General features: G+C 56.7%; 17 protein-coding genes. 1 reads left to right on the top strand and 16 read right to left on the bottom strand.

Annotated elements, in window-relative coordinates:
• Positions 1-27: 27 nt before the first annotated feature.
• The 15 genes from IEY11_RS00830 to IEY11_RS00760 all read right to left on the bottom strand — a co-directional run bounded on the left by IEY11_RS00830 (position 28) and on the right by IEY11_RS00760 (position 19,288).
• On the bottom strand, positions 28-4,401 hold the full coding sequence (locus IEY11_RS00830; protein WP_243183924.1) for a PolC-type DNA polymerase III: 4,374 nt from the start codon (positions 4,399-4,401) through the stop codon (positions 28-30).
• Between the two features lie 2 nt (positions 4,402-4,403).
• The gene (gene ispG / locus IEY11_RS00825; protein WP_118646241.1) at positions 4,404-5,459 is read right to left on the bottom strand and encodes a flavodoxin-dependent (E)-4-hydroxy-3-methylbut-2-enyl-diphosphate synthase; all 1,056 of its coding nucleotides are present in this window, start codon (positions 5,457-5,459) and stop codon (positions 4,404-4,406) included.
• A 121-nt stretch (positions 5,460-5,580) separates the two neighbouring features.
• Positions 5,581-6,621, bottom strand: coding sequence for an RIP metalloprotease RseP (rseP, locus tag IEY11_RS00820; RefSeq protein WP_188885487.1), 1,041 nt, complete (start codon positions 6,619-6,621; stop codon positions 5,581-5,583).
• A gap of 17 nt (positions 6,622-6,638) precedes the next feature.
• Positions 6,639-7,775: a 1-deoxy-D-xylulose-5-phosphate reductoisomerase gene (locus IEY11_RS00815; protein ID WP_337495241.1), complete on the bottom strand. Its 1,137-nt coding sequence runs from the start codon at positions 7,773-7,775 to the stop codon at positions 6,639-6,641.
• Between the two features lie 140 nt (positions 7,776-7,915).
• Entirely contained in the window at positions 7,916-8,734 is an 819-nt protein-coding gene (locus IEY11_RS00810) for a phosphatidate cytidylyltransferase (protein WP_188885485.1), read from the bottom strand.
• A 23-nt stretch (positions 8,735-8,757) separates the two neighbouring features.
• Positions 8,758-9,432: a polyprenyl diphosphate synthase gene (gene uppS, locus IEY11_RS00805; RefSeq protein WP_243183929.1), complete on the bottom strand. Its 675-nt coding sequence runs from the start codon at positions 9,430-9,432 to the stop codon at positions 8,758-8,760.
• A 372-nt stretch (positions 9,433-9,804) separates the two neighbouring features.
• Positions 9,805-10,359: a ribosome recycling factor gene (gene frr / locus IEY11_RS00800; RefSeq protein ID WP_188885484.1), complete on the bottom strand. Its 555-nt coding sequence runs from the start codon at positions 10,357-10,359 to the stop codon at positions 9,805-9,807.
• A complete protein-coding gene (pyrH, locus tag IEY11_RS00795; RefSeq protein WP_188885483.1) occupies positions 10,356-11,081 on the bottom strand; it encodes a UMP kinase in 726 nt (241 codons plus the stop codon). Before pyrH ends, frr begins: the two co-directional genes overlap by 4 nt.
• A gap of 817 nt (positions 11,082-11,898) precedes the next feature.
• Positions 11,899-12,831 (bottom strand): myo-inosose-2 dehydratase, encoded by a 933-nt coding sequence (iolE, locus tag IEY11_RS00790; protein WP_110436478.1) that lies wholly within the window; start codon positions 12,829-12,831, stop codon positions 11,899-11,901.
• A gap of 246 nt (positions 12,832-13,077) precedes the next feature.
• Complete coding sequence (locus tag IEY11_RS00785; protein WP_116704966.1) at positions 13,078-14,250, bottom strand: NAD(P)-dependent malic enzyme; 1,173 nt, start codon at positions 14,248-14,250, stop codon at positions 13,078-13,080.
• A gap of 294 nt (positions 14,251-14,544) precedes the next feature.
• Complete coding sequence (locus IEY11_RS00780) at positions 14,545-15,903, bottom strand: MATE family efflux transporter (protein WP_117751648.1); 1,359 nt, start codon at positions 15,901-15,903, stop codon at positions 14,545-14,547.
• Positions 15,904-15,998: 95 nt separating this feature from the next.
• A complete protein-coding gene (locus tag IEY11_RS00775; protein ID WP_188885482.1) occupies positions 15,999-16,631 on the bottom strand; it encodes a hypothetical protein in 633 nt (210 codons plus the stop codon).
• A gap of 23 nt (positions 16,632-16,654) precedes the next feature.
• Positions 16,655-17,269 carry a hypothetical protein gene (locus IEY11_RS00770; RefSeq protein WP_118729414.1) on the bottom strand — a complete coding sequence of 205 codons (615 nt, stop codon included), beginning with the start codon at positions 17,267-17,269 and terminating at the stop codon, positions 16,655-16,657.
• A gap of 180 nt (positions 17,270-17,449) precedes the next feature.
• Positions 17,450-18,421: a transketolase family protein gene (locus IEY11_RS00765; RefSeq protein WP_118480412.1), complete on the bottom strand. Its 972-nt coding sequence runs from the start codon at positions 18,419-18,421 to the stop codon at positions 17,450-17,452.
• Positions 18,422-18,436: 15 nt separating this feature from the next.
• Positions 18,437-19,288: a transketolase gene (locus IEY11_RS00760; protein WP_117491065.1), complete on the bottom strand. Its 852-nt coding sequence runs from the start codon at positions 19,286-19,288 to the stop codon at positions 18,437-18,439.
• A gap of 591 nt (positions 19,289-19,879) precedes the next feature.
• Here IEY11_RS00760 and IEY11_RS00755 point away from each other — a divergent pair.
• The gene (locus tag IEY11_RS00755; protein WP_117491063.1) at positions 19,880-20,635 is read left to right on the top strand and encodes a DeoR/GlpR family DNA-binding transcription regulator; all 756 of its coding nucleotides are present in this window, start codon (positions 19,880-19,882) and stop codon (positions 20,633-20,635) included.
• Positions 20,636-20,672: 37 nt separating this feature from the next.
• Here the strand turns inward: IEY11_RS00755 and IEY11_RS00750 are convergent, their stop codons facing one another.
• On the bottom strand, positions 20,673-21,122 hold the full coding sequence (locus IEY11_RS00750; RefSeq protein WP_243183923.1) for a TspO/MBR family protein: 450 nt from the start codon (positions 21,120-21,122) through the stop codon (positions 20,673-20,675).
• Positions 21,123-21,143: the final 21 nt, after the last annotated feature.

Below are 21,143 nucleotides of genomic sequence, written 5' to 3'. Positions count from 1 at the left end.
CAGTCGCCCTCTCTTAACTCTTAACTCTTAAAAGAGGGTCATCTGCGTTGTTTTCGGCATGGAGCCAAGCGCGCCGATCTGCTCAAGCAGCTCGACGACCGCCTTGGACGCCTTCGGGCACCGGACGATCAGTTCTTCCGCCGAGAGGAACTTACCGTTTTTTCTCTCCTCCACGATGCTGAGCGCGGCCTGCTCACCGATGCCCGGCATGGACGTAAACGGCGGAATCAAACCGATTTCCGTTACAAGAAAGCGCGTTGCGTCCGATTTATAAACATCCATCGGCTCGAACGTAAATCCGCGCCTGTAAAACTCGTGGCAGACCTCCAAAGTCGTCATCATATCCTTTTCCGCCGCTGAAATCGTCTTGTCGCGCTCCTTCTGGCGCAGTTCGGACATTTTATCCAGACAAACCTTGTCGCCCTTGATCATGCAGGACGCATCAAAACCTTTTGCCCGGATGGAAAAGTACGCCGAATAGAACGCAAGCGGACGATGCACCTTGAACCACGCGATACGGAACGCCATCATGACATACGCGACCGCGTGCGCCTTCGGGAACATATACTTGATCTTCTTGCACGAGTCGATGTACCACTCGGGCACATGCTGCTCGTTCATGGCGGCTTCCATTTCCTCGGTCAGTCCCTTGCCCTTTCGGACGGACTCCATCGTCTTGAACGACAGCTTGGGCTTGACGCCCTGCAGGATCAGGTAGTTCATAATATCGTCTCGGCAGCAGATACAGCCGGACAGCGGAATGCCCTTGCGGACCAGCTCTGCGGCATTGCCGAGCCAAACATCCGTACCGTGCGACAGACCGGAAATCGAAACCAGCTCCGCGAACGTGGACGGGTGCGTCTCCTTGACCATGCCGCGCACGAACTTGGTGCCGAACTCGGGCACCGCCACACAGCCGAGGTCACCGAGGATCGGATCGGTATCCGGGTTTTCGCCTTTGTACTTGAGCGCCTTGCACGAGTGGAACAGACTCATGGTCTCCGGGTCGTCGAGCGGAATCTCCTGCGCGTTTACGCCGGTGAGGTTCTCCAGATGCTTGATAATGGTCGGGTCATCGTGTCCCAGCTCGTCCAGCTTGAGCAGGTTCGCGTCAATGGAGTGATACTCGAAGTGGGTGGTAATGATGTCGGAATCCGGGTCGTCTGCCGGATGCTGAATCGGACAGACGTCGTAAATCTCAATCTCCTTGGGCACAACGACAACGCCGCCCGGATGCTGGCCCGAGGTGCGGCGCACGCCCGTGCAGCCCGCCGCGAGGCGGTTCTCCTCCGCACGGGAGCACTCGATGCCGCGCTCCTCCATGTACTTTTTGACGTAGCCGAACGCCGTTTTCTCGGCAACCGTGCCGATGGTGCCCGCTCGGAACACATGGTCGTGGCCGAAGATCTCGCCGGTGTACCAGTGAATGCGCGACTGGTACTCACCCGCGAAATTCAGGTCAATATCGGGCACCTTGTCGCCCTCAAAGCCGAGGAACGTTTCAAACGGGATGTTAAAGCCCTGTTTTGTGAGCGGCTTGCCGCAGTTTGGGCAGATCTTGTCGGGCAGATCGACACCGCACGAGTATTCCTCGTGCCACTCGAGATATTTGTCGTCCGGGCACAGATAGTGCGGCGCGAGCGAGTTTACCTCGGTAATATCCGACATGAACGCCGCCAGCGACGAGCCGACCGAACCGCGCGAGCCGACCAGATAGCCGTCCGCGAGGGACTTGGTCACCAGCTTCTGCGCGATAATGTACATGACCGCGTAGCCGTTGCCGATGATGGAGTTCAGCTCACGGTCAAGGCGCGCCTGCACGGGCTCCGGGAGCGGGTCGCCGTAGATACGCTTTGCCTTTTCATAGCACATATTCCGCAGGTCGTCCTCGCAACCGTCGATGTGCGGCGGGTAGTTTTCCCTCGGCACCGGACGAATCACGTCACACATGTCGGCGATCCTATTGGTGTTCTTCACGACTACCTCATATGCCCGGTCCTCCCCGAGATAGGAGAACTCCTTCAGCATTTCATCCGTGCTCTTAAAGTACAGCGGCGCCTGATTGTCCGCATCGGAGAAACCCTGACCCGCCATCAGAATACGGCGGAACGCCTCGTCCTCGGGTTCAAGGAAGTGTACGTCACCGGTGGCGCAGCACGGTTTCCCCAATTCATCCGCCAGACGGAGAATATCGCGGTTCCAGTCGCGCAGCTGCTCCTCGTCCTTCGCCATCCCCTTTGCGATCATGAAGTTGTTGTTGCCGATCGGCTGAATCTCCAGATAGTCGTAAAACGACGCCAGCCGCTTGATCTCCTCCCATGGCTCGCCCTTGGTCAGCGCGCGGAACACCTCGCCCGCCTCACACGCCGAGCCGAAAATCAGTCCCTCACGGTGACGGATGAGTTCGCTGCGCGGCATAATGGGGCGCTTGTTGTAATATTCCAGAAAGCTCTTGGAAATCAGCTGATACAGGTTTCGCAGTCCCGCCTGGTTCTTCACCAGAATGATAAAATGATAGCGCGGCAGGTTTTTCAGCTTGTTCTTGCGGTCGGTCGTCGCCGCCAGCACCGGATTGATATCCGCAGTCGTAACCGCGTGCATCTCCTCCCTGAGCCGTTTGAGCAGCTTGACGTAAATGCGGCCGAGCACGGCGGCATCCTCGCTCGCACGGTGGTGCTCGAACGGGCCGACCTGCAGCTCCTTCGCCAGAATGTTCAGCTTGAATTTGTGCATGTGCGGCAGCATCAGGCGGCTCATCTCGAGAGTATCAATGCTTGTAAACTCCCGCTCGATGCCCAGTCTCTGGCAGGCCGTCCGCAGGAAGCCCATATCGAAGCCTGCGTTGTGCGCCACAAGCGGGTACTGTCCCTCGCCTGCCCATTTGAGGAATTCCGGCACGGCTTTGTCGAGGTCGGGCGCGTCTGCTACCGTCTCGTCCGAAATGCCGGTCAGCTCGGTGATTTCCGGCGGAATCGGCTTGTGCGGGTTGACATAGGTCTGGAAGGAATCGCGAATCTCGCCCTCCACAACGCGCACAGCGGCAATCTCGGTAATTTCCTCGCTCGCCGGATTGAGTCCGGTGGTCTCAAGGTCGAATACGATGAACGTACCGTCGAGCGGCTCGGCGCTCCTGCCGCGCACGACCGAAATACTGTTCTCGTCATTGATGTAGTACGCCTCGATGCCGTAGATGATCTTCATGTCACCGATGATGTCCTTCTGCTTGCCCTCCTGCGCGTGCAGCGCTTCGGGGAACGCCTGCGCCACACCGTGGTCGGTAATCGCCATCGCGCGGTGTCCCCACTTGGCGGCGCGGCACAGCAGAGACGCGGTGCTGCTCATGCCGTCCATCGCGCTCATGTTGGTGTGCAGGTGCAGCTCGACGCGCTTCATGCCCTCGTAGGTGTCCTTGCGCTCGGGCTTTTTCGCCTTGACGATGCCAGTCGGCTCGAGCACCATCTCCTTGGCAAAGGTGTCGTACACCATCTTGCCTTGCACGGTGCAGTAGAGTCCCTTCTTTATTTTAGATGCCGTATCGCCCGCCTTGTCCGCCGCAAGGAACTTGGAAACGCGCACGGAATTGGTGCGGTCGGTCATATCAAACGCAATCTTGACGTAATCCTTGCCGGTTTTCTTGCTGTGGATGTCCTTGCTGTCGGTGAAGAACACCTCGCCCTGAATGGTGACCATGTCATAGGCGGCAATCGCCTCGTTGACCGAAATAATAGGGTCCTGAATCAGCTTGCCGAAGATGAGGTCGTCCTCGCGCACCTTCTCGGCGCGCGGGCGCTGATAGCCGGTATGCTGCTGCGGCGCCGGACGCGGCTTTTTCGGCTTGGGTGTTTCCGCCGCGGCTGCCGCCGCCTGCTCCACAGCCTTGTGCAGAATTTCCTCGCGGCTCTCCTCCTGCTCGGGTGCGGGTGTAAAATCCTGCGCGTCCGCGCGGACCGCGTGCACCGGACAGCTTCTCCCCAGCTCCCGCTGAATCCGCGCCTCCAGATGCCGCAGTGCGTTTGCGAAATGCTTTTCGCTCACCTCGTCCATCGGGATTTGGAGCGCACCGTCCGCAAATTCCCACTTGGTGTGGTCGAGCAGACCCTTGGCTGACGGCATGCGGTACGCCATGTCGTCATACAGCGACTTGATGTACGCGTTCGACAGCTCACCCGGCATATTGTAGCGCGGCTCGATCATCACGCGGTCAAGACCGTAGGTGTCCGCGATCTGCTTTTCCGCCTTGGCAATCACCTTGCGGCTGACAACCTCGTGCAGACCGAGTTCCACGACCATCACCGTGTTATTATCCCCAAATGCCAGAGAACGCACCTCGCCTGCGGCAAGGTGCTTCTCCTCATTTACACATTTGCAGTTTTGAAAAATATCAATCAGCTTTCCAGCCACGATTATTCTCCTTCATAATGTGCGATTTCGTCCATCAGTGCATCCACAAGCTGCTCCTGCGGCACCTTTTTGATGATCTCGCCGCGGCGGAAGATCAGGCCGACGCCGTCGCCGCCCGCAATGCCGAGATCGGCTTCACGCGCTTCGCCGGGACCGTTTACCACGCAGCCCATAACAGCTACCTTCATCTTCTTGCCGCGAATGCTCTGGCAGCGCTGCTCAACCTCTTTGGCAATGTCGATGAGGTTGATGCGCGTGCGGCCGCAGGTCGGGCAGGAAACCACGTTGATGCCCTCTTCCGCTCTGCCGACAGCCTTGAGAATCGCCTTTGCCGCGTAGACCTCCTTGACCGGATCATCGGTCAGGCTCACACGAATGGTGTCGCCCACGCCGAGCGCCAGCAGGCCGCCGATGCCCGCCGCCGACTTGATCGTGCCCATGTACTCGGTGCCCGCCTCGGTAACGCCGAGGTGCAGCGGATAGTCGGTCTTTTCACTCGCCAGCAGGTACGCCTGCATGGTGTTCGGCACCGAGGACGACTTGATAGAAATGCAGATGTCATCAAAATCGCAGTCGTTCAGCAGACCGACATGGTACAGCGCGCTTTCAACCATTGCCTCGGGCGTCGGCCCGCCGAATTTCTCGAGGATGTGCTTCTCCACCGAGCCGGAGTTTACGCCGATGCGGATTGGCAGATGGCGTTCCTTTGCCGCCTTCACGACTGCCTGTACGCGGTCCGCGCCGCCGATGTTGCCCGGATTCAGGCGAATCTTGTCCACGCCGGACTCGATCGCCGCCAGCGCGAGGCGGTAGTCAAAATGAATGTCCGCGACCACCGGCAGCGGCGAGTTCGCGCAGATTTCGCGCAGCGCCTCTGCCGCCTGCATATCCGGCACGGCACAGCGAACAATGTCGCAGCCCGCGTCCGCCAGTGCGCGAATCTGCGCCAGAGTAGCCTTCGCGTCGCGCGTGTCCGTGTTGGTCATGGACTGCACCGCGATGGGCGCGCCGCCGCCAACCAATACGTCCCTTATCTTGATTTGCTTTGTTATTTTCATAGCTCTAACCTCTCACAAATGGAAAATGGAGAATGAAGAATTGTGGTATCGCGCTTTGCGCGATGATTGCATAACGGCGCTATGCGCCGCACATTCATTTTCCATTTTCCATTCTCAATTCTCAATTACTGCGCATAAAAATGCGCAGTACGTCCTGCCCGGTCACATACACCATCAGCATAAGCAGCAGCATAAGTCCTGCCGCGTGCACATAGCCCTCGTACTTGGGCGGCACAGGCTTGCGGCGAATGCCCTCGATGATGAGGAACACGAGCCGACCGCCGTCCAGTGCGGGCAGCGGCAGCAGGTTCATCACGCCGAGGTTGATCGAGATAAATGCCACAAGCTGGAAGAACGAGATCATGCTGTACTTGGCGGTATCTGCCATGACCTCGGCCACGCCGACCGGACCGGAAAGCTGATCCACGCCGACCTGTCCGCTGACGAGCATGCCCACGCTCGACCAGACGAGCCGCGCGTAGTTGACGGCGGTGCGCACGCTCATATTGAGGTGCATGCCAAGGCTGTCAGGCAGTTCCGCAAAGGTGATGCCAATGCGCTTGTTGCCGTTTGCATCGGTGACTGTCGCTTCGAGCTTGACCGCTGGCAGCGTCACCTTTTCGCCGTTGCGGCGCACGGTAATTTCATGCGTGGTCGAACCGGTGCGCGCAAGCGCGGTATCGAAATCCGTCCGCACGAGGATGTGGTAGCCGTCGATTTTGAGAATCTCGTCGCCTGCCTCCAGACCGCCGTCTGCGGCGGCGGTGCTCGCCGGATTGACCTCGCTGATGGTGGAGACGATATAGCCGCCGTTCGGTCCGTTCGGACGCATGACCGCCAGCACGATAAGGAATCCCACGAGGAAATTCATCAGCGCGCCCGCGCACACGATGAGCATGCGGCGCGGCAGCTTCGCCTTGCCGAAGGCGTGCTCATTTTCACTTTCACCGTCCTCGCCCTCCATGACGCACGCGCCGCCGAACGGCAGCAGCTTCAGGCAGTACAGCGTGCCTTTATGCTCGTGCTTGAGGAGAGTCGGGCCCATGCCGATCCAGAATTCGTTGACCTGCACACCGCCGCGTTTTGCGGTGATGAAATGTCCGAACTCATGCACGATGACCAGCACACCGAAGGCGAGGATTGCCAGAATGATTTGCAGCAAAGCGTAGCTCCTTTCGGTCAGCCGAGCACGATCTCGCGCGCGGCTTTGTCCGCCGCCAGAACGTCGTCCAGCGTGATGTCCTTCTTGTACGGAATGGTATCGAGTGCGTATGCAACGCGCTCTGCGATGTCGGTAAAACCGATCTTACCATTCAAAAACAGACCGACTGCGGCCTCATTTGCACCGTTGAGCACAGCGCCGCGGTCGCCCTTGAGGGAGGCGGCGTGCTTGGCGAGGTTCAGCGCCGGAAACGCCTCATAGTCGGGTGCGTAGAACGTCAGCTTTGCGACCTCCGCGAGCGACATGCGCGGCACCTTGCACGGCACACGCTGCGGCCATGTCAGCGCCAGCTGGATCGGCAGACGCATATCCGGCAGACCGAGCTGCGCGATTACCGCTCCGTCCGCAAACTCCACCGCCGAGTGCACAATGCTCTCGCGGTGGACGACAATTTCGATGTCCTCCGGCGGCAGATCATACAACCACATGGCTTCGATCAGCTCCAGACCCTTGTTCATCATAGTCGCAGAGTCGATCGTGATTTTTGCACCCATGCTCCAGTTCGGGTGTGCAAGCGCCTGCTCGCGCGTCATGCCGCGCATTTCCTCGATTTTTTTGCCGAAGAACGGACCGCCGGAGGCTGTCAGCAGGATTTTGTCGATCGGGTTGCCGTTTGCCGCCTGCACGCACTGGAAGATAGCCGAATGCTCGGAATCCACCGGCAGGATGCGCACGCCGTACTGCTTTGCGGCGCTCATCACCAGACCACCCGCACACACGAGCGTCTCCTTGTTCGCCAGCGCGATATCCTTGCCCGCCTTGATGGCCGCCATCGTCGGCAGCAGGCCGACCATGCCGACAACCGCCGTTACCACGATGTCCGCGCCGCTCTCCGCGGCACAGGCGATCAGACCGTCCATGCCGGTCAAAACCTCAATATCCGTGTCTGCCAGCTTGATTTTCAGCTCTTTGGCTGCACTTTCGTCCATCGCGCAGACCATTTTCGGATGCAGGGCACGCGCCTGCTCCTCCAATAAGTTTATGCGCCGGTTGGTCGTCAATGCGACGACTTCGGCGTCGATCGAAGGCAGAATATCGACCGTTTGCGTGCCGATCGAACCCGTTGAACCTAAAATCGCAATCTTCTTCATTATTTTTCTCCTGTTAAACGATTGGGGATAATGGAGAATTGAAAATGGAAAATTGAAAATTATGGTGCCGCCCAAAGGGCGGAATTTAATCATCGCGCAAAGCACGATACCACAATTTCCCATTCTCCATTCTCAATTTTCAATTACCAAATGACTCTAAAGAGCAGCTCCGCGAAAGGCGCTACGAACAGCACGCTGTCGAAGCGATCCAGCACTCCTCCGTGGCCCGGGAAAATATGTCCGTAATCCTTAATGCCGGTCTGGCGCTTGATGACCGAGAACGACAGGTCGCCGATCTCTCCGAGCACCGCGCCAACTGCGCCGAGCACGACCGCCGACCAGAGCGGCATTTCAAGGCCGAGCGTCCGGTTCATAATCAAAGCCGCGATCAGCACGAGGACGGCACCGCCGACCACGCCGCCGATAGCACCCTCTACCGTCTTTTTCGGGCTGACGACCGGCGCCAGCTTATGCTTGCCGAACAGCATGCCCGAGAACAGAGCGCAGGTGTCCGCGCCCCAGGCAGCGAGCAGCGGCAGCAGCACGATGAACGCGCCGTGGTGGTAGTGCATCTGGAAAATACGCAGCAGACTGAGCAGCAGGTACGGCACGAGCAGCGCACCGAAAAACGCCCACGAGACCTGCGAAGCCTTCATAACGTCGTGATATTTCAGCTCAATCGCAAACGAACCGAACAGCAGCACCAGCACCAGTCCCTGCATCACGCTCTCAAGCCGCAGCGGCAGGATGCTGAAATGACCGACAGCCAGTCCCAGCGAGACGGCCATTGCGAGCAGCAGTTCCAAGTGGTTGCGCACCAGTTTTGTCGAGCCGAGCACCTCATAGGTGGCGAACACGCACAGCGCCGCCACGACAAGCTCCAGCACGATCGGCGGGAACACATACAGCGCCAGCAGCACAAAGGCAAAGCCGAACACGCCAAACAATACTCTTGCTTTCATACGTTTATCACCCTAATTGGATATTATACGCCGCCGAAACGACGGTTTCTGTTGTTAAAATTGTCGATTGCCGCATCCAGATCGGTGGTTTTGAAGTCCGGCCACAGCACATCGGTGAAGTAGTACTCCGAGTAGGCGGACTGCCACAGCAGGAAGTTGGACGTGCGGATCTCGCCCGAAGGACGGATGATGAGGTCGGGATCGGGCATGTGCGCGGTGTACAGATTGGCGGTGATGGTATCCTCGGTGATATCCTCGGGTGCCAGTTCGCCGGCTTTCACCTGCTGCGCGATGGCGCGGACGGCGTTTTTGATCTCGTCCCTGCCGCCGTAGTTGATGCACAGCGAGGCTGTTGCCGCGTCCGGACCAAGCCGATCGGCAATCTCGTCCACCTCCGCGATCTGCGCGCGAATATCCTCCGGCAGAACAGTCAGGTCGCCCAGCACGCGCACGGCTACGCCGCGCTCGAACATGGTTTCCGCCGCCTCCTTCAGATAGGAGCGGAACAGGTTCATCAGCGCGTCCACCTCGTCCTGCGGACGCTTCCAGTTTTCGGTAGAGAATGCATAGACCGTGAAATACTGCACGCCGATGTCCTTGCAGTAGGTGGCAATGGTGCGGAACGTCTCCGCGCCGACCTTGTGACCGGCCTTGCGCGGCAGACCGCGTTTCTTGGCCCAGCGGCCGTTGCCGTCCATGATGACCGCAATATGACGCGGCACCGGACGGTTTTCGGGCGCGTTATCCTTCTTTTTTCGTGTGAACAGACCCAACCTGTTTCCTCCCTGTTTATCCCTCTTGCGGCAGATTTTCCTGCCAATTTCATGCAAAAGGGCGACGAATCCGCCGCCCCCAATGTCGCTTCGCTCCTCGACCGAAAACACGTTTTCGGTCGATCGAAACGTACCGAGCATACGCTCGGATACGTCCTGCGAGCACATCTGCGCGCCGCTTTGCGGCACACAGCTATGCTCCCTTGTGTAAAAAGCGAGATACATGCTCCCGCTTTTTACGGATTTTCTGCGAAAATCCGATTTCATGCCGCTGCAGGCAGCGGACTTCCCCCTGAATTAAACCTCTGCGAGTTCCTTAGATTTCTTAGCGACCATTGCGTCGATTTCCTTGACGTACTTATCGGTCAGCTTCTGCATCTTGTCCTCGCCGTCGTGCAGCTCGTCCTCGGTGATCTCGCTCTTCTTCTGCGCTGCCTTGAACTTGTCCAGTGCATCACGGCGGATGTTGCGGAGTGCAACCTTTGCCTCCTCACCGGTCTTGGAAACGCCCTTGATCAGCTCCTTGCGGCGCTCCTCGGTCAGCGGCGGGAAGTTCAGACGGATCTGCTTGCCGTCGTTCTGCGGGTTGATGCCGAGGTCGGAGACCTGGATCGCCTTCTCGATGGCCTTGAGCACCGAGCCGTCCCACGGCTGGACGGCCAGCGTGCGCGGGTCGGGAGTAGAGATTGCCGCAACCTGATTCAGCGGGGTCGGTGCACCGTAATACTCAACGGTGATCTTATCGAGAACCGCCGGGTTTGCGCGGCCTGCGCGGACTGCTGCCAGCTCCTTGGAGAGCACGTCCAGCGTTTTCTGCATTTTTGCCTCGTGGGACTTGATCTGTTCCTTCATTTTTTTACCTCCTCAACGATCGTGCCGATCTTTTCGCCGTTAACAGCGCGGTGAATATTTTCGGGGTCGGAAAGCGCGAATACCAGAATCGGGATATGGTTATCCATGGACAGCGAGGTTGCCGTGGAATCCATAACGCCGAGGCCCTGATTGAGCACGTCCATGTAGCTCAGGTGGTCGTACTTCTTGGCATCCGGGTTGACAGCCGGGTCGGAATCGTACACGCCATCTACGTTCTTTGCCAGCAGGATAACATCCGCGCCAATCTCTGCCGCACGCAGAACCGCTGCAGTGTCGGTCGAGAAGAACGGGCAGCCGGTGCCGCAGCCGAAGATAACGACACGGCCCTTTTCCAGATGGCGGGTCGCGCGAGAACGGATGTACGGCTCAGCGATCTTGTTCATCTCGATAGCGGTCTGCACGCGAACGTCCACGCCGCGCTGCTCCAGAGCATCCTGCAGAGCCAGTGCGTTGATGGTGGTTGCCAGCATGCCCATGTGGTCCGCGCGGGTGCGCTCCATCTTGCCGCCGCCGTCCTTTACGCCGCGCCAGAAGTTGCCGCCGCCGACAACAATGCCGATCTCGCAGCCCTCTTCGTTGCATTTTTTGATCACATCGCATACCGGACCGATGACATCAAAGTTCAGGCCGAAATGCTTATCGCCCGCAAGGGCTTCGCCGCTGATCTTGATCAGTACGCGCTTATATTTCTGTGCTTCCATGCTCCACACTCCTTATTCTATTCCTGTTTACTATTCTACCCTATTTTCGGAGAATTTGCAACGATTTATATAGCGGCAAATGAATAAAAGGCGAAGCGGTTTGCGCCCTCCGGACGGTTGCAAGCCCCCCTGAAAGGGGAGCTGGCGCAGCTTGCTGCGACTGAGGGGTTTCGGCACCGGTTTTCGGGGCATCCGAACCGCGCAGGCGGTTCACCACTTCCGGGCGAAGAGTTGTGCCGTAGACTGCGGCGGGGATTGCCGCTACGCGCGGCATAACAGTGCCGCGCAACTCGTTTTCCGGCACAAACCGGCTGCAATCGCAGGATTTGGATAATCTGCACAGGTAAAAATGTTGCGCGGCACGGGTATGCCGCGCCTGCGTAGACTAAACCGTATGTGTAGCAGAAAGGTATCTGACATTGCGTATAGGTAAAGAAATGGGCAGACACATTGGTCTGCCCTACGGAACGGTAACCCGACTGCCGTTCCCCTTTTTCATGCTTACGCAGTCTACCATCTGCACCCAAGCCCTTGCGGGAAAAGGGGTGATTCACAAGAGGGTGGAAAACCGCAGGTTGTCTACCCTCTTGTGCGCCCGCCGCGCGCAGCGGCAACATTCCCGCACGCCGCAGCGTGCGAAATCCTCTGCCGTGGGTACGGCAAACCCCTCCACCGCCGTTCGGCGGTTCCCCTCTCCTTTCAGGGGAGGCTTCCGGTCGGTGCAAACGGTTCTTAACGACATATATCCTTTGGGGAACGCAAAAAACCGAGGGCAAATGCCCTCGGTTTCGTGTTTTATTGCGCGATATGCGAAGAATTACTTCTTCAGAACAACCTCGCCGCCCAGACCGGTGTGTGCAGTGATGTACTCACGGCCCATCTTAGCGTACTCGAACGGATTAGCCTTAGCCGGATCCTGCTCAGCCTCTACCATGATCCAGCCGGTGTAGCCAGCCTTGTCAAGCAGATCGAATACAGCGTCGAACTCTACGCAGCCGTCCGGATCGCCCGGTACGGTGAATGCGCCTGCGCGAACTGCATCCAGGAAGGACCAGTGCTCAGCGCGAGCCTTCTCAACCAGCGGCATACGCATGTTCTTCAGATGAACGTGGCCAACACGGTCAGCAAACTTCTCGAGCATCTTTACCGGATCCTCGCCAGCGAAAGTGAAGTGGCCGGTATCGAAGCACAGGAATACATACTTCGGATCGGTGTTCTCCATCAGGCGGGTAGTCTCCTCAACGGTCTGGCATACGGTGCCCATGTGATGATGGAAGCAGGTGCGGATGCCGTACTTCTCCATGGACAGCTTGCCCAGCTTGTTCAGGCCGGTGGTGAAGCGATCCCACTCCTCGTCGGTCAGAACGCGCTTCTTGTCGTCCAGAACCGGGGTGTCCAGCTGGCCCTGGATAGAACCGGACTGCTCGGATACGTTGATTGCGGTAGCGCCAACGTAGGACAGGTAATCCAGCTCCTTGATGAACTCAGCCTCTACCTCTTCGTACGGCTTGTCAACCAGGAAAGAGGAGAACCACTTGGAAGCGATGGTCAGGTTGCGTGCGTCCAGCATGTGCTTGAGGACAGTCTTGTCCTCCGGATACTTGTGACCTACTTCGCAGCCGTCAAAACCAGCGAGCTTCATCTCAGAGATGCACTGCTGGAAGGTGTTCTCGTCGCCGAGATCCCACATATCATCATTGGACCAGCCGATCGGGCAGATACCCAGTCTTACTTTCTTCGGATCTAACATAGTTATTCCCTCCATAATCTTCTCTCTGCGTCTGCGCAGAACAAACGCATTTTTGTTATTCTTATTGTACCCTTATGCACTGTAAATGTCAAACGCATTTTTTCACAAAGCCGAGTTGTGCAATCCGCTGTTTTTGTCATTCCGCGAACTTGTGCGTGTGCGTGCACGCACTTTTGCGCAAAAACCGCGCGAGATTGTTCCCGCGCGGTTGATTTTGTCTTATCTGTAACTTTTCGTCTGCTGCGCTCAGATACGGGCCACACCGGAATCGCGGGCAGCCTGTGCAACGGCATCGGCTACCGAACGGATGACCTTTTTGTCGAACGCCATCGGCATGATATACTCCGCGTTCAGCTCCTCATCGGAAACGCAGGCCGCGATCGCCTTAGCCGCTGCCAGCTTCATCTCCTCATTGATGTCGCTTGCGCGAACATCGAGTGCGCCGCGGAAAATGCCCGGGAACGCAAGCACGTTGTTGATCTGGTTCGGGTAGTCCGAACGGCCGGTGCCGACAACGGCAGCGCCGCCCTTCTTTGCGTCCTCCGGCCAGATTTCGGGCACCGGATTTGCCATAGCGAATACCATCGGGTCCTTGGCCATGGTGGAGACCATCTCTGCAGTAAGCACCTGCGGAGCGGACATGCCGAAGAATACATCCGCACCCTTGACAGCATCGGCCAGCGTGCCTGTCATGTGCTCGCGGTTGGTGACCTTGGCCATCTCCTGCTGTGCCGGATTCAGACGCTCATCGCCCTCGCAGACGATGCCGAAGCGCTCAACCATCGTGATGTGCTTGACACCGAGGAACATCAGGAACTTGGTAACGGCGATAGCAGCCGCGCCGCAGCCGTTGACGACCATCTTGATCTCATCCACCTTGCGGCCGGTCAGGCGGCAGGCGTTGAGCAGCGCCGCGCCGCAGCAGACAGCCGTGCCATGCTGGTCATCGTGGAATACCGGAATATCGCAGACCTCCTTGAGTCGGCGCTCGATCTCAAAGCAGCGCGGAGCCGCGATATCCTCGAGGTTAATGCCGCCGAACGAGCCGGAGATCAGCTGAATGGTGCGTACGATCTCGTCCACATCCTTGGAAGCCACACAGAGCGGGAACGCGTCCACGTCAGCGAACGCCTTGAACAGCGCGCACTTGCCCTCCATGACCGGCATGCCGGCAATCGGACCGATATCGCCCAGACCGAGCACCGCGGTGCCGTCCGTGATGACCGCAACCAGATTGTGGCGGCGCGTATAGGTGTAGCTGAGAGACGGATCGTCCTTGATCTTGAGGCACGGCTCGGCAACACCCGGCGTGTACGCGATCGACAGATCGTCCTTGCTGTTTACCTCACAGCGGGCTACGACCTCAATCTTGCCGCCCCATTTTTCGTGTGCCTGCAGTGCACGTTCCTTAACGTCCATGTTCTGTTCCTCCGTTATCGTTCTTGTTCCGTTCGACGGAAAGAGTTTTCTATCTTACCTTATTATACAGAGTAGAAATGCGTTCGTAAAGGGGTAGTTTGTACAAAGAGCGGGAAGTAATTGAGAATGGAGAATGGCGGATAGAGAATGAACGTAATGATTCATCGTGTTTCTCCGTTTTTCATATTATCATAAAGGTACACCTTGTCGCACCCTACGATTTAGATTTTATGTGCAATGTAACAACATGAAGAAGGTTAAACTTCTCATGCTCTTCACTCTCAACTCTTCACTCTACTTGCAGCATTGTTTCGTCACCAGCTTCGGCAAGAGGAACATGGCCGCGCAGCCGGAGAACACCGCCGACACGACATCGGACAGCGGCTCGGAAAACATAACGGCCGTTGCCCCGAAAATCGGCGGCAGGACGAACACGCTGACAAGGAAAATGCCCTTGCGGAGCATGGAAAACGTCAGTCCCCATTTGACAAGGCCCATGCCGGTCATGCCGTCCACGAACGGGTACTGGATGGTCAGTCCGAGCACGCCGAGCGAGTAGGTGCGGATCATATACGCCGCCATATCAATATACGCCGGGTCTTTGGTAAAGATTTTGACAAAAGCACCCGAGACCGTCTGCGCGAGCAGGAACATGATGCCGCAGAACACGAGGCACAGCAGCACAATGCACCGGAACGCCTTCATGACGCGTTTTTCGTCGCACGCGCCGTAGTTATAGCCGAGAATGGACTGTGTGCCCGCCGTAATTCCGCCGAGCGGCATGGTGATGACGAGCATGAAGCTCTGCATGATGGCGGCACACGCGATGAGCATATCACTGTCTGCGCCGCCGTATTTTCGCAGCATAACGTTGATGGAGATGAGCAGCACGTTATCGAGCGCGATGATGAGCGCAGGCGACAGACCGACCTGCACAATACGGCGTATCCAGCCGAAATTGACCGGCTGACGGGTAATACGGACGGCGGCTCTGTCACTCATCAGAAAACGCAGGATGTACGCCGTCGAGCACGCCTGCGACAGCACGGTCGCAAGAGCAGCTCCGCGCACGCCCATGTGCAGCGCAAAAATGAACACCGGGTCAAGTGCGATATTTACGGCCGCTCCGAGCATAACAGACCGCATTGCGGTACCCGAAAATCCCTGACTCATTGTAATTTGATTGAGTCCGTAGCTCAGTAATGCGAACACCGTGCCGGAAACATAGGTCGTAAAGTACGCCTGCGCGTAGTCCCACAGGAGCTCGCTGCAGCCGAAGGTGAACAGGATCTGCCGCTTGAAAATAAGCAGCGGCACGGTCGCCAGCACGCTCAGCGCCAGCAAAAGGTAGAAGCTGTTCGTGATGATCTGACGTGCGCCGTCCATGTCGCGCCGCCCCATGCGGATGCTCATCAGCGGTCCGCCGCCGAAGCCGATGAGCGCACCGATGGCGGTAATCATGGTCACCACAGGCGCGCACACACCGACACCCGCCAGTGCCGCATCGCCCGCGCCTGCAATGTGGCCGACGTACATGCGATCGACCACGCTGTATAGAATATTGACAAACTGTGCCAGCATGGCCGGTATGGCAAGCTGCAGAACCAGCTTGCCGACCGGCGCTGTACCCAGTGGGCTGTCTGTTTGGGACATGGTTCTCTCCCCTTTCTGCTTCCTCTATTATAGTGAAATTCGCGGTTGGCGTAAAGAGAAAAATGCCCTGACAAGAGGTCAGGGCATTGCATGTTTTATTTAGGAATGCTGTCGTCATATACGAATGTTGCCGTAATGGCATCCGCATAGATGCAGTTTTTCAATTCTTCGCTGCTATCTGGTTCGATAAACGCATTGATATCTACCGTGTGCGTTGCTCCATCCGTGTTAAACACACGCACAACAAGCGGTATCTCTACATCGACTGCTAAATCGTCGATTGGCTTCTTCTGTCCCGCGACAGCCACTGTCAGGTTGTCCGTTGGCAGTTTGCTCAGCTCGGACGAATCTCCATACTGGGTCGAAGCGCCGCCACTCGGGAACGTCATCTCAATATCATACGCCGCATTGATTGTATCGGCATCATGCCGGAAAATGATTTTGCCGGTGCCGCTATTCAGACCCATACCATACGCACCGATAGGTTTGTCCATGTTCTGCCACGCATTGCCATCCCATGTGTAGCTGTTGAATGTTATTCCGTTGGCTTCTGTGTTGTTGCCAGAAAAATGATACTCTACAACCGCACCCGATTGTTTCTCTGTCGTAGCCTGCTCCACCGGCGTGATGGAAATCGTATTATCCGCCGGCTGTGTCTTTGTTTGTCCGCACCCGCTCAAAATCCCCACAAGAGCCAGTGCCAGTCCTGCTGCGTATCGTTTTTTCATGTGGTACACCTCCGTTTCAGCATTTACATTTCATAACAGAAAATTACAGTGTACGCTTCCGCATACACGCTTTTCTGTACGGCTTTGCTGTTTTCCGGTTCCGAAAACGCATCAATAGATACCGGAATGATCGTACCGTCCGTGCGGAACACACGCACGAGCAACGGAATTTCCGTGTCGACTGCCAAGCCATTGACAGGTTCCTCCCATGCAGCAACAGTTGCCGTCAATCCCTCCATCGGCAGACTGTTTCTCTCGGGCGAATCCATAACCTGTGCATATCCGCCAAGCTGTGGCGAATCCATTCCAATCTTATAGTTCGCATTCGCCGCATCGCCGTCACGCTCGAATTTGATCGTGCCCTTGCCGCTGCCCAGTGTCGCCGAACAACGCAACCCAAACGTGGCATCCTCATCTTTCTGCCATGTGCTGCCATCCCATATATAACAGCCAAACAATACGCCCTCGGCTTCGCTCCTGTGGCCGGAAAAATTATACTCAATCAGTCTGCCACTCTGGTCTGCGGTCGTTTCCTCCACCGGTGTAAGGCTGATTGTGTTGTCTGCCGCCGGCTGTCCGCACACGCTCAAAATCCCCACAAGAGCCAGTGCCAGTCCTGCCGCGTACCGTTTTTTCATGCGGTACACCTCCTCCTTTTACTGTTGTGCTTTCAGTGTAGCAGATTTGGGTGATATTGTCTATTTCCAGACCATGCAAAATCTGCGCTTGCTTCTGTGCAATGTAACGACAAAAAAGCGTTCCGACATACGTCGGAACGCTTTTCGATGCAATTTTACTTCGCGTATCTGCGAGGAAGATTAGCCGTTCTTGCGAGCGATAGCCTTCTTAGCAGCCTCTACGATGTGAGCAGCGGTCAGACCGTACTCCTCGCGCAGGAAGGACTCAGCGCCTACCTGGCCGAAGCGATCCTCAACGCCTACCATCTCCATCGGAACCGGGTTGTTCTTGATAACAACGTTAGCAACAGCAGAACCCAGACCAACCTTTACCTGATGGTTCTCAGCGGTTACGATAGCGCCGCACTCAGCAGCGGAATCGAGGATGAGCTGCTCGTCGAGCGGCTTCCAGGTGAACATATCGATAACCTTGGCAGAGATACCCTCAGCAGCCAGCTGCTCCTGAGCCTTCAGTGCCTCGTCTACCATGATGCCGGAAGCGATGATAGCTACGTCCTTGCCTTCCTTCAGGGTAACGCCCTTGCCGATCTCGAAGTCAGAGCCATCGCCGTAAACGGTGGTGAAGCCCTTACGGATCATGCGCATGTAGGAGAACTTGCCGGATGCTGCCAGCTTCTTGGTCAGGCAGTTGATCTGAGCGTAGTCAACCGGGTCGATAACGACTGCTTCCGGTACGGACATGTACAGAGCGCAGTCCTCGAACGGCATGTGGGTACCGCCGTTGTATGCAGCGCATACGCCGGGGTCGGAACCGATAACGTGTACCGGCAGCTTAGCGTAAGCTGCGGACATGAATGCCTGGTCAAATGCACGGCGGGAAGCGAAGCAGCCGAAGGAGTGCATGAATACGGTGCGGCCGGTAGCAACCAGACCTGCGGCAACGCCCATAGCGTTAGCCTCTGCGATACCTGCGTTTACGGTCTGCTCCGGGAAAGCCTTAGCCAGCTTGCCGGTATTGATGCAGTTCTCGAGGTCGCAGTCAACGTGCATAACCTTGCTGTCCTTCTCCATCAGGTCCAGCATAGCGGTAACAAAACCGTCACGGTTGTTACGAGAATCCTTCTCGTGCTTGCCAATCAAAGTAAAGCTCATGTTCAATACCCTCCCTTACTGTGCCTTGATCTCAGCGAGCTTCTTCTCAGCAGCAGCAATGGCTTCATCCCACTGCTCCTTAGTCGGCTGAGAGGAGTGCGCGCCAGTGCCTTCAGCAAAGGTGGCGCCCAGGCCCTTAACGGTGTTCAGGACGATGCAAGTCGGTACGCCCTTGGTGTCGTAAGCGAGCTGAACAGCGTCGTAGATCTGCTCTACGTCATTGCCGTCCTGCAGCTCGATCACGTTCCAGCCAAATGCTGCGAACTTAGCACCGATGCCCTTGCCGTGGCTCATAACCTTGTCAACAGCACCGTCGAGCTGGTACTTGTTGTCGTCTACGAAGCAAACGAGGTTGTCCAGCTTGTAGTGAGCTGCGAACTGAGCAGCCTCCCAAACCTGGCCCTCATCGCACTCGCCGTCGCCAACGAATACGAATACATGGCTGTCGCGGCCGTCGAGCTTGTTGCCCAGAGCAGCACCGGTAGCGGTGGACATGCCCTGACCGAGAGAACCGGTCGTCAGGTCAACACCGGGGGTCTTGGTGCGGTCGGTATGGGACGGGAAATTGGTGTGCGGCTGATTGAGGGTATAAGCGTCCTCGATCGGGTAGAAACCCTTCAGACCGAGGGTAGCGTACATAGCCGGACCAGCGTGGCCCTTGGACAGTACGCACCAGTCACGATCTTCCCAATGCGGGTTCTTCGGATCAACCTTCATTACTTCGCCGTACAGAACTGCCAGCGCATCAATAACGGACATTGCACCCGGAACGTGGCCGAAGCCAAGCGAACCGACGGTCTTCAGGGTCTCCACACGGATTTCCTGAGCAAATACACGAAGCTCCTGCATCTTTTCTGCTTTCTGCATTGCATACACCTGCCTAATTCAAAATATAATTTTCTCTCCGCGGAACAGGTTCCAGCGTACAGCGGCACAATGCCACTGTTTTACGAATACAAGTGTATCACCAAACCGCCAAAATTTCAACCGAAATTCCTGCATTTGTTCGCAAAATTCCAATTTCATTCAAACGCCTTATGGAAAATATCTAATTTATTTCGAGTAAAATTAGGTAATTTGTTGGTTATCTGCTGGTTATATGTATTTATTTTGTTGGTAAACCTCTTGCAAAACGGTAAAAATATATTTTCAAAAGGGGTATCCCGTCCTGTTTCTGCTGTTTGTCTGCGTATCCCTCTCCCCGCAGACGGGTTAGCGCTTCTCTCCCCGCTCACTGCCAGAAATTATTTTTGAAAGGCGGTTTTACGGATTTTGCTTACTTTCTGCCGTTTTTCACCGAGAGTTTTCATGTATTTCCGACCTTTTCCGCCAAATTCATGCTATATTCTCATTTTGGGGAGCGGTGGACATTTGGTTACAAATTTGATAAACTAAAGAAAACATTGTGGATACATTCGGATACTACTGGGCGGATATTATTATGTGGGAGCTGTGAATATGAAAGTCAGCCGTCTCAATTCGATAGAGCAATATGTCATCTCGCGCGAGACCGTCAGCATTGACGAGCTGTGCGAGGTTTTTGGCGTGTCCAAGAATACCATCCGCCGCGACCTGAACGAGCTTGAGCAGCGCGGCCACATCACCAAGGTATACGGCGGCGTGACCGCTACGGTTCCCTCCGGTGCCGTGCCGACGCCCATCCGTTCGGGTCTCAACCAGATCGACAAGTCTCTCATCGGCCGTCTGGCCGCCGAGGAGGTCGCGGATGGCGATACCATTTTTATCGACTCCGGCACGACCACCCTGTGTCTGCTGCGGTTTCTTGTAGCAAAAAAGCGAATTACGATCATCACACACTCGCTCGGCGCGCTGAGCGAGGCCTCCAAGTACGATAACCTTAATATTATCTCGCTCGGCGGCATTTACAGCCCGACTACGGATTCGTTTGTCGGCCTGTCCGCGATCGAAGCGCTGTCCACCATGCGTATCAACAAGGCGTTCATGGGCGCGACCGGCGTGTCGCTGACTGCAGGCATGACCAACACCACCTTCCTCGAAGCCGAGATCAAGCGTGCCGTTGTTCACCGCGCGGATAACATCTACGGCATGGTCGATTCGTCCAAGATCGGCAAGGAAGCGATTGTCACGTTCTGCCACCTTAAGGATCTGACCGCGTTCATCACCGACTGCGAACCGCCGAAGGAGTACGTTGATCTGTGCAATGCAGAAAACGTAAAACTGAGATATGAGTAACGTAAAGGGAGCAAATCACACGATTTGCTCCCTTTTTTCATCCATTCAGGAACCAGACTCCGGCATTGAGATAAGCCGCGTACACCAGCCAGACCAGGTATGGCACGAGCAGCCATCCCGCCTGCTTGTCAATGCGGTAAAACGCCCTTGCGGTGACAAGCACAAGCGCCAGCAGCAGAATCAGCCACCAGAACGCCGTTCCGTACAGTCCAACGCGAAAAAACAGCAGCGGCCACACGAAATTCACTGCAAGCTGCGTGTAATACAGCGCGAGCGCGTTGCTACGCTCCGGCGATCCGGACTGCCGCACGCGCAGGCTCGCCCAGCCCATGAGCACATAGAGAATCGTCCACGCAATGGGAAATATCCATGCCGGCGGTGCAAGCGGCGGCTGCACCAGCGCCGCATACTGCGACATACTGCCCATCGTCAGCCACGCCGCAAGTCCGCCGACCGCCAGAGGCAGTGTAAAGCTGAAAATCCTCAATCTCCGTCCCTCCCGTTCCTA

This window comes from Butyricicoccus faecihominis, from assembly GCF_014648015.1.
Classification (GTDB): Bacteria; Bacillota; Clostridia; order Oscillospirales; family Butyricicoccaceae; genus Agathobaculum; species Agathobaculum butyriciproducens.
Note: the sequence above shows the minus strand (reverse complement) of the source record. Positions and strands in the feature narration are given on the sequence as shown.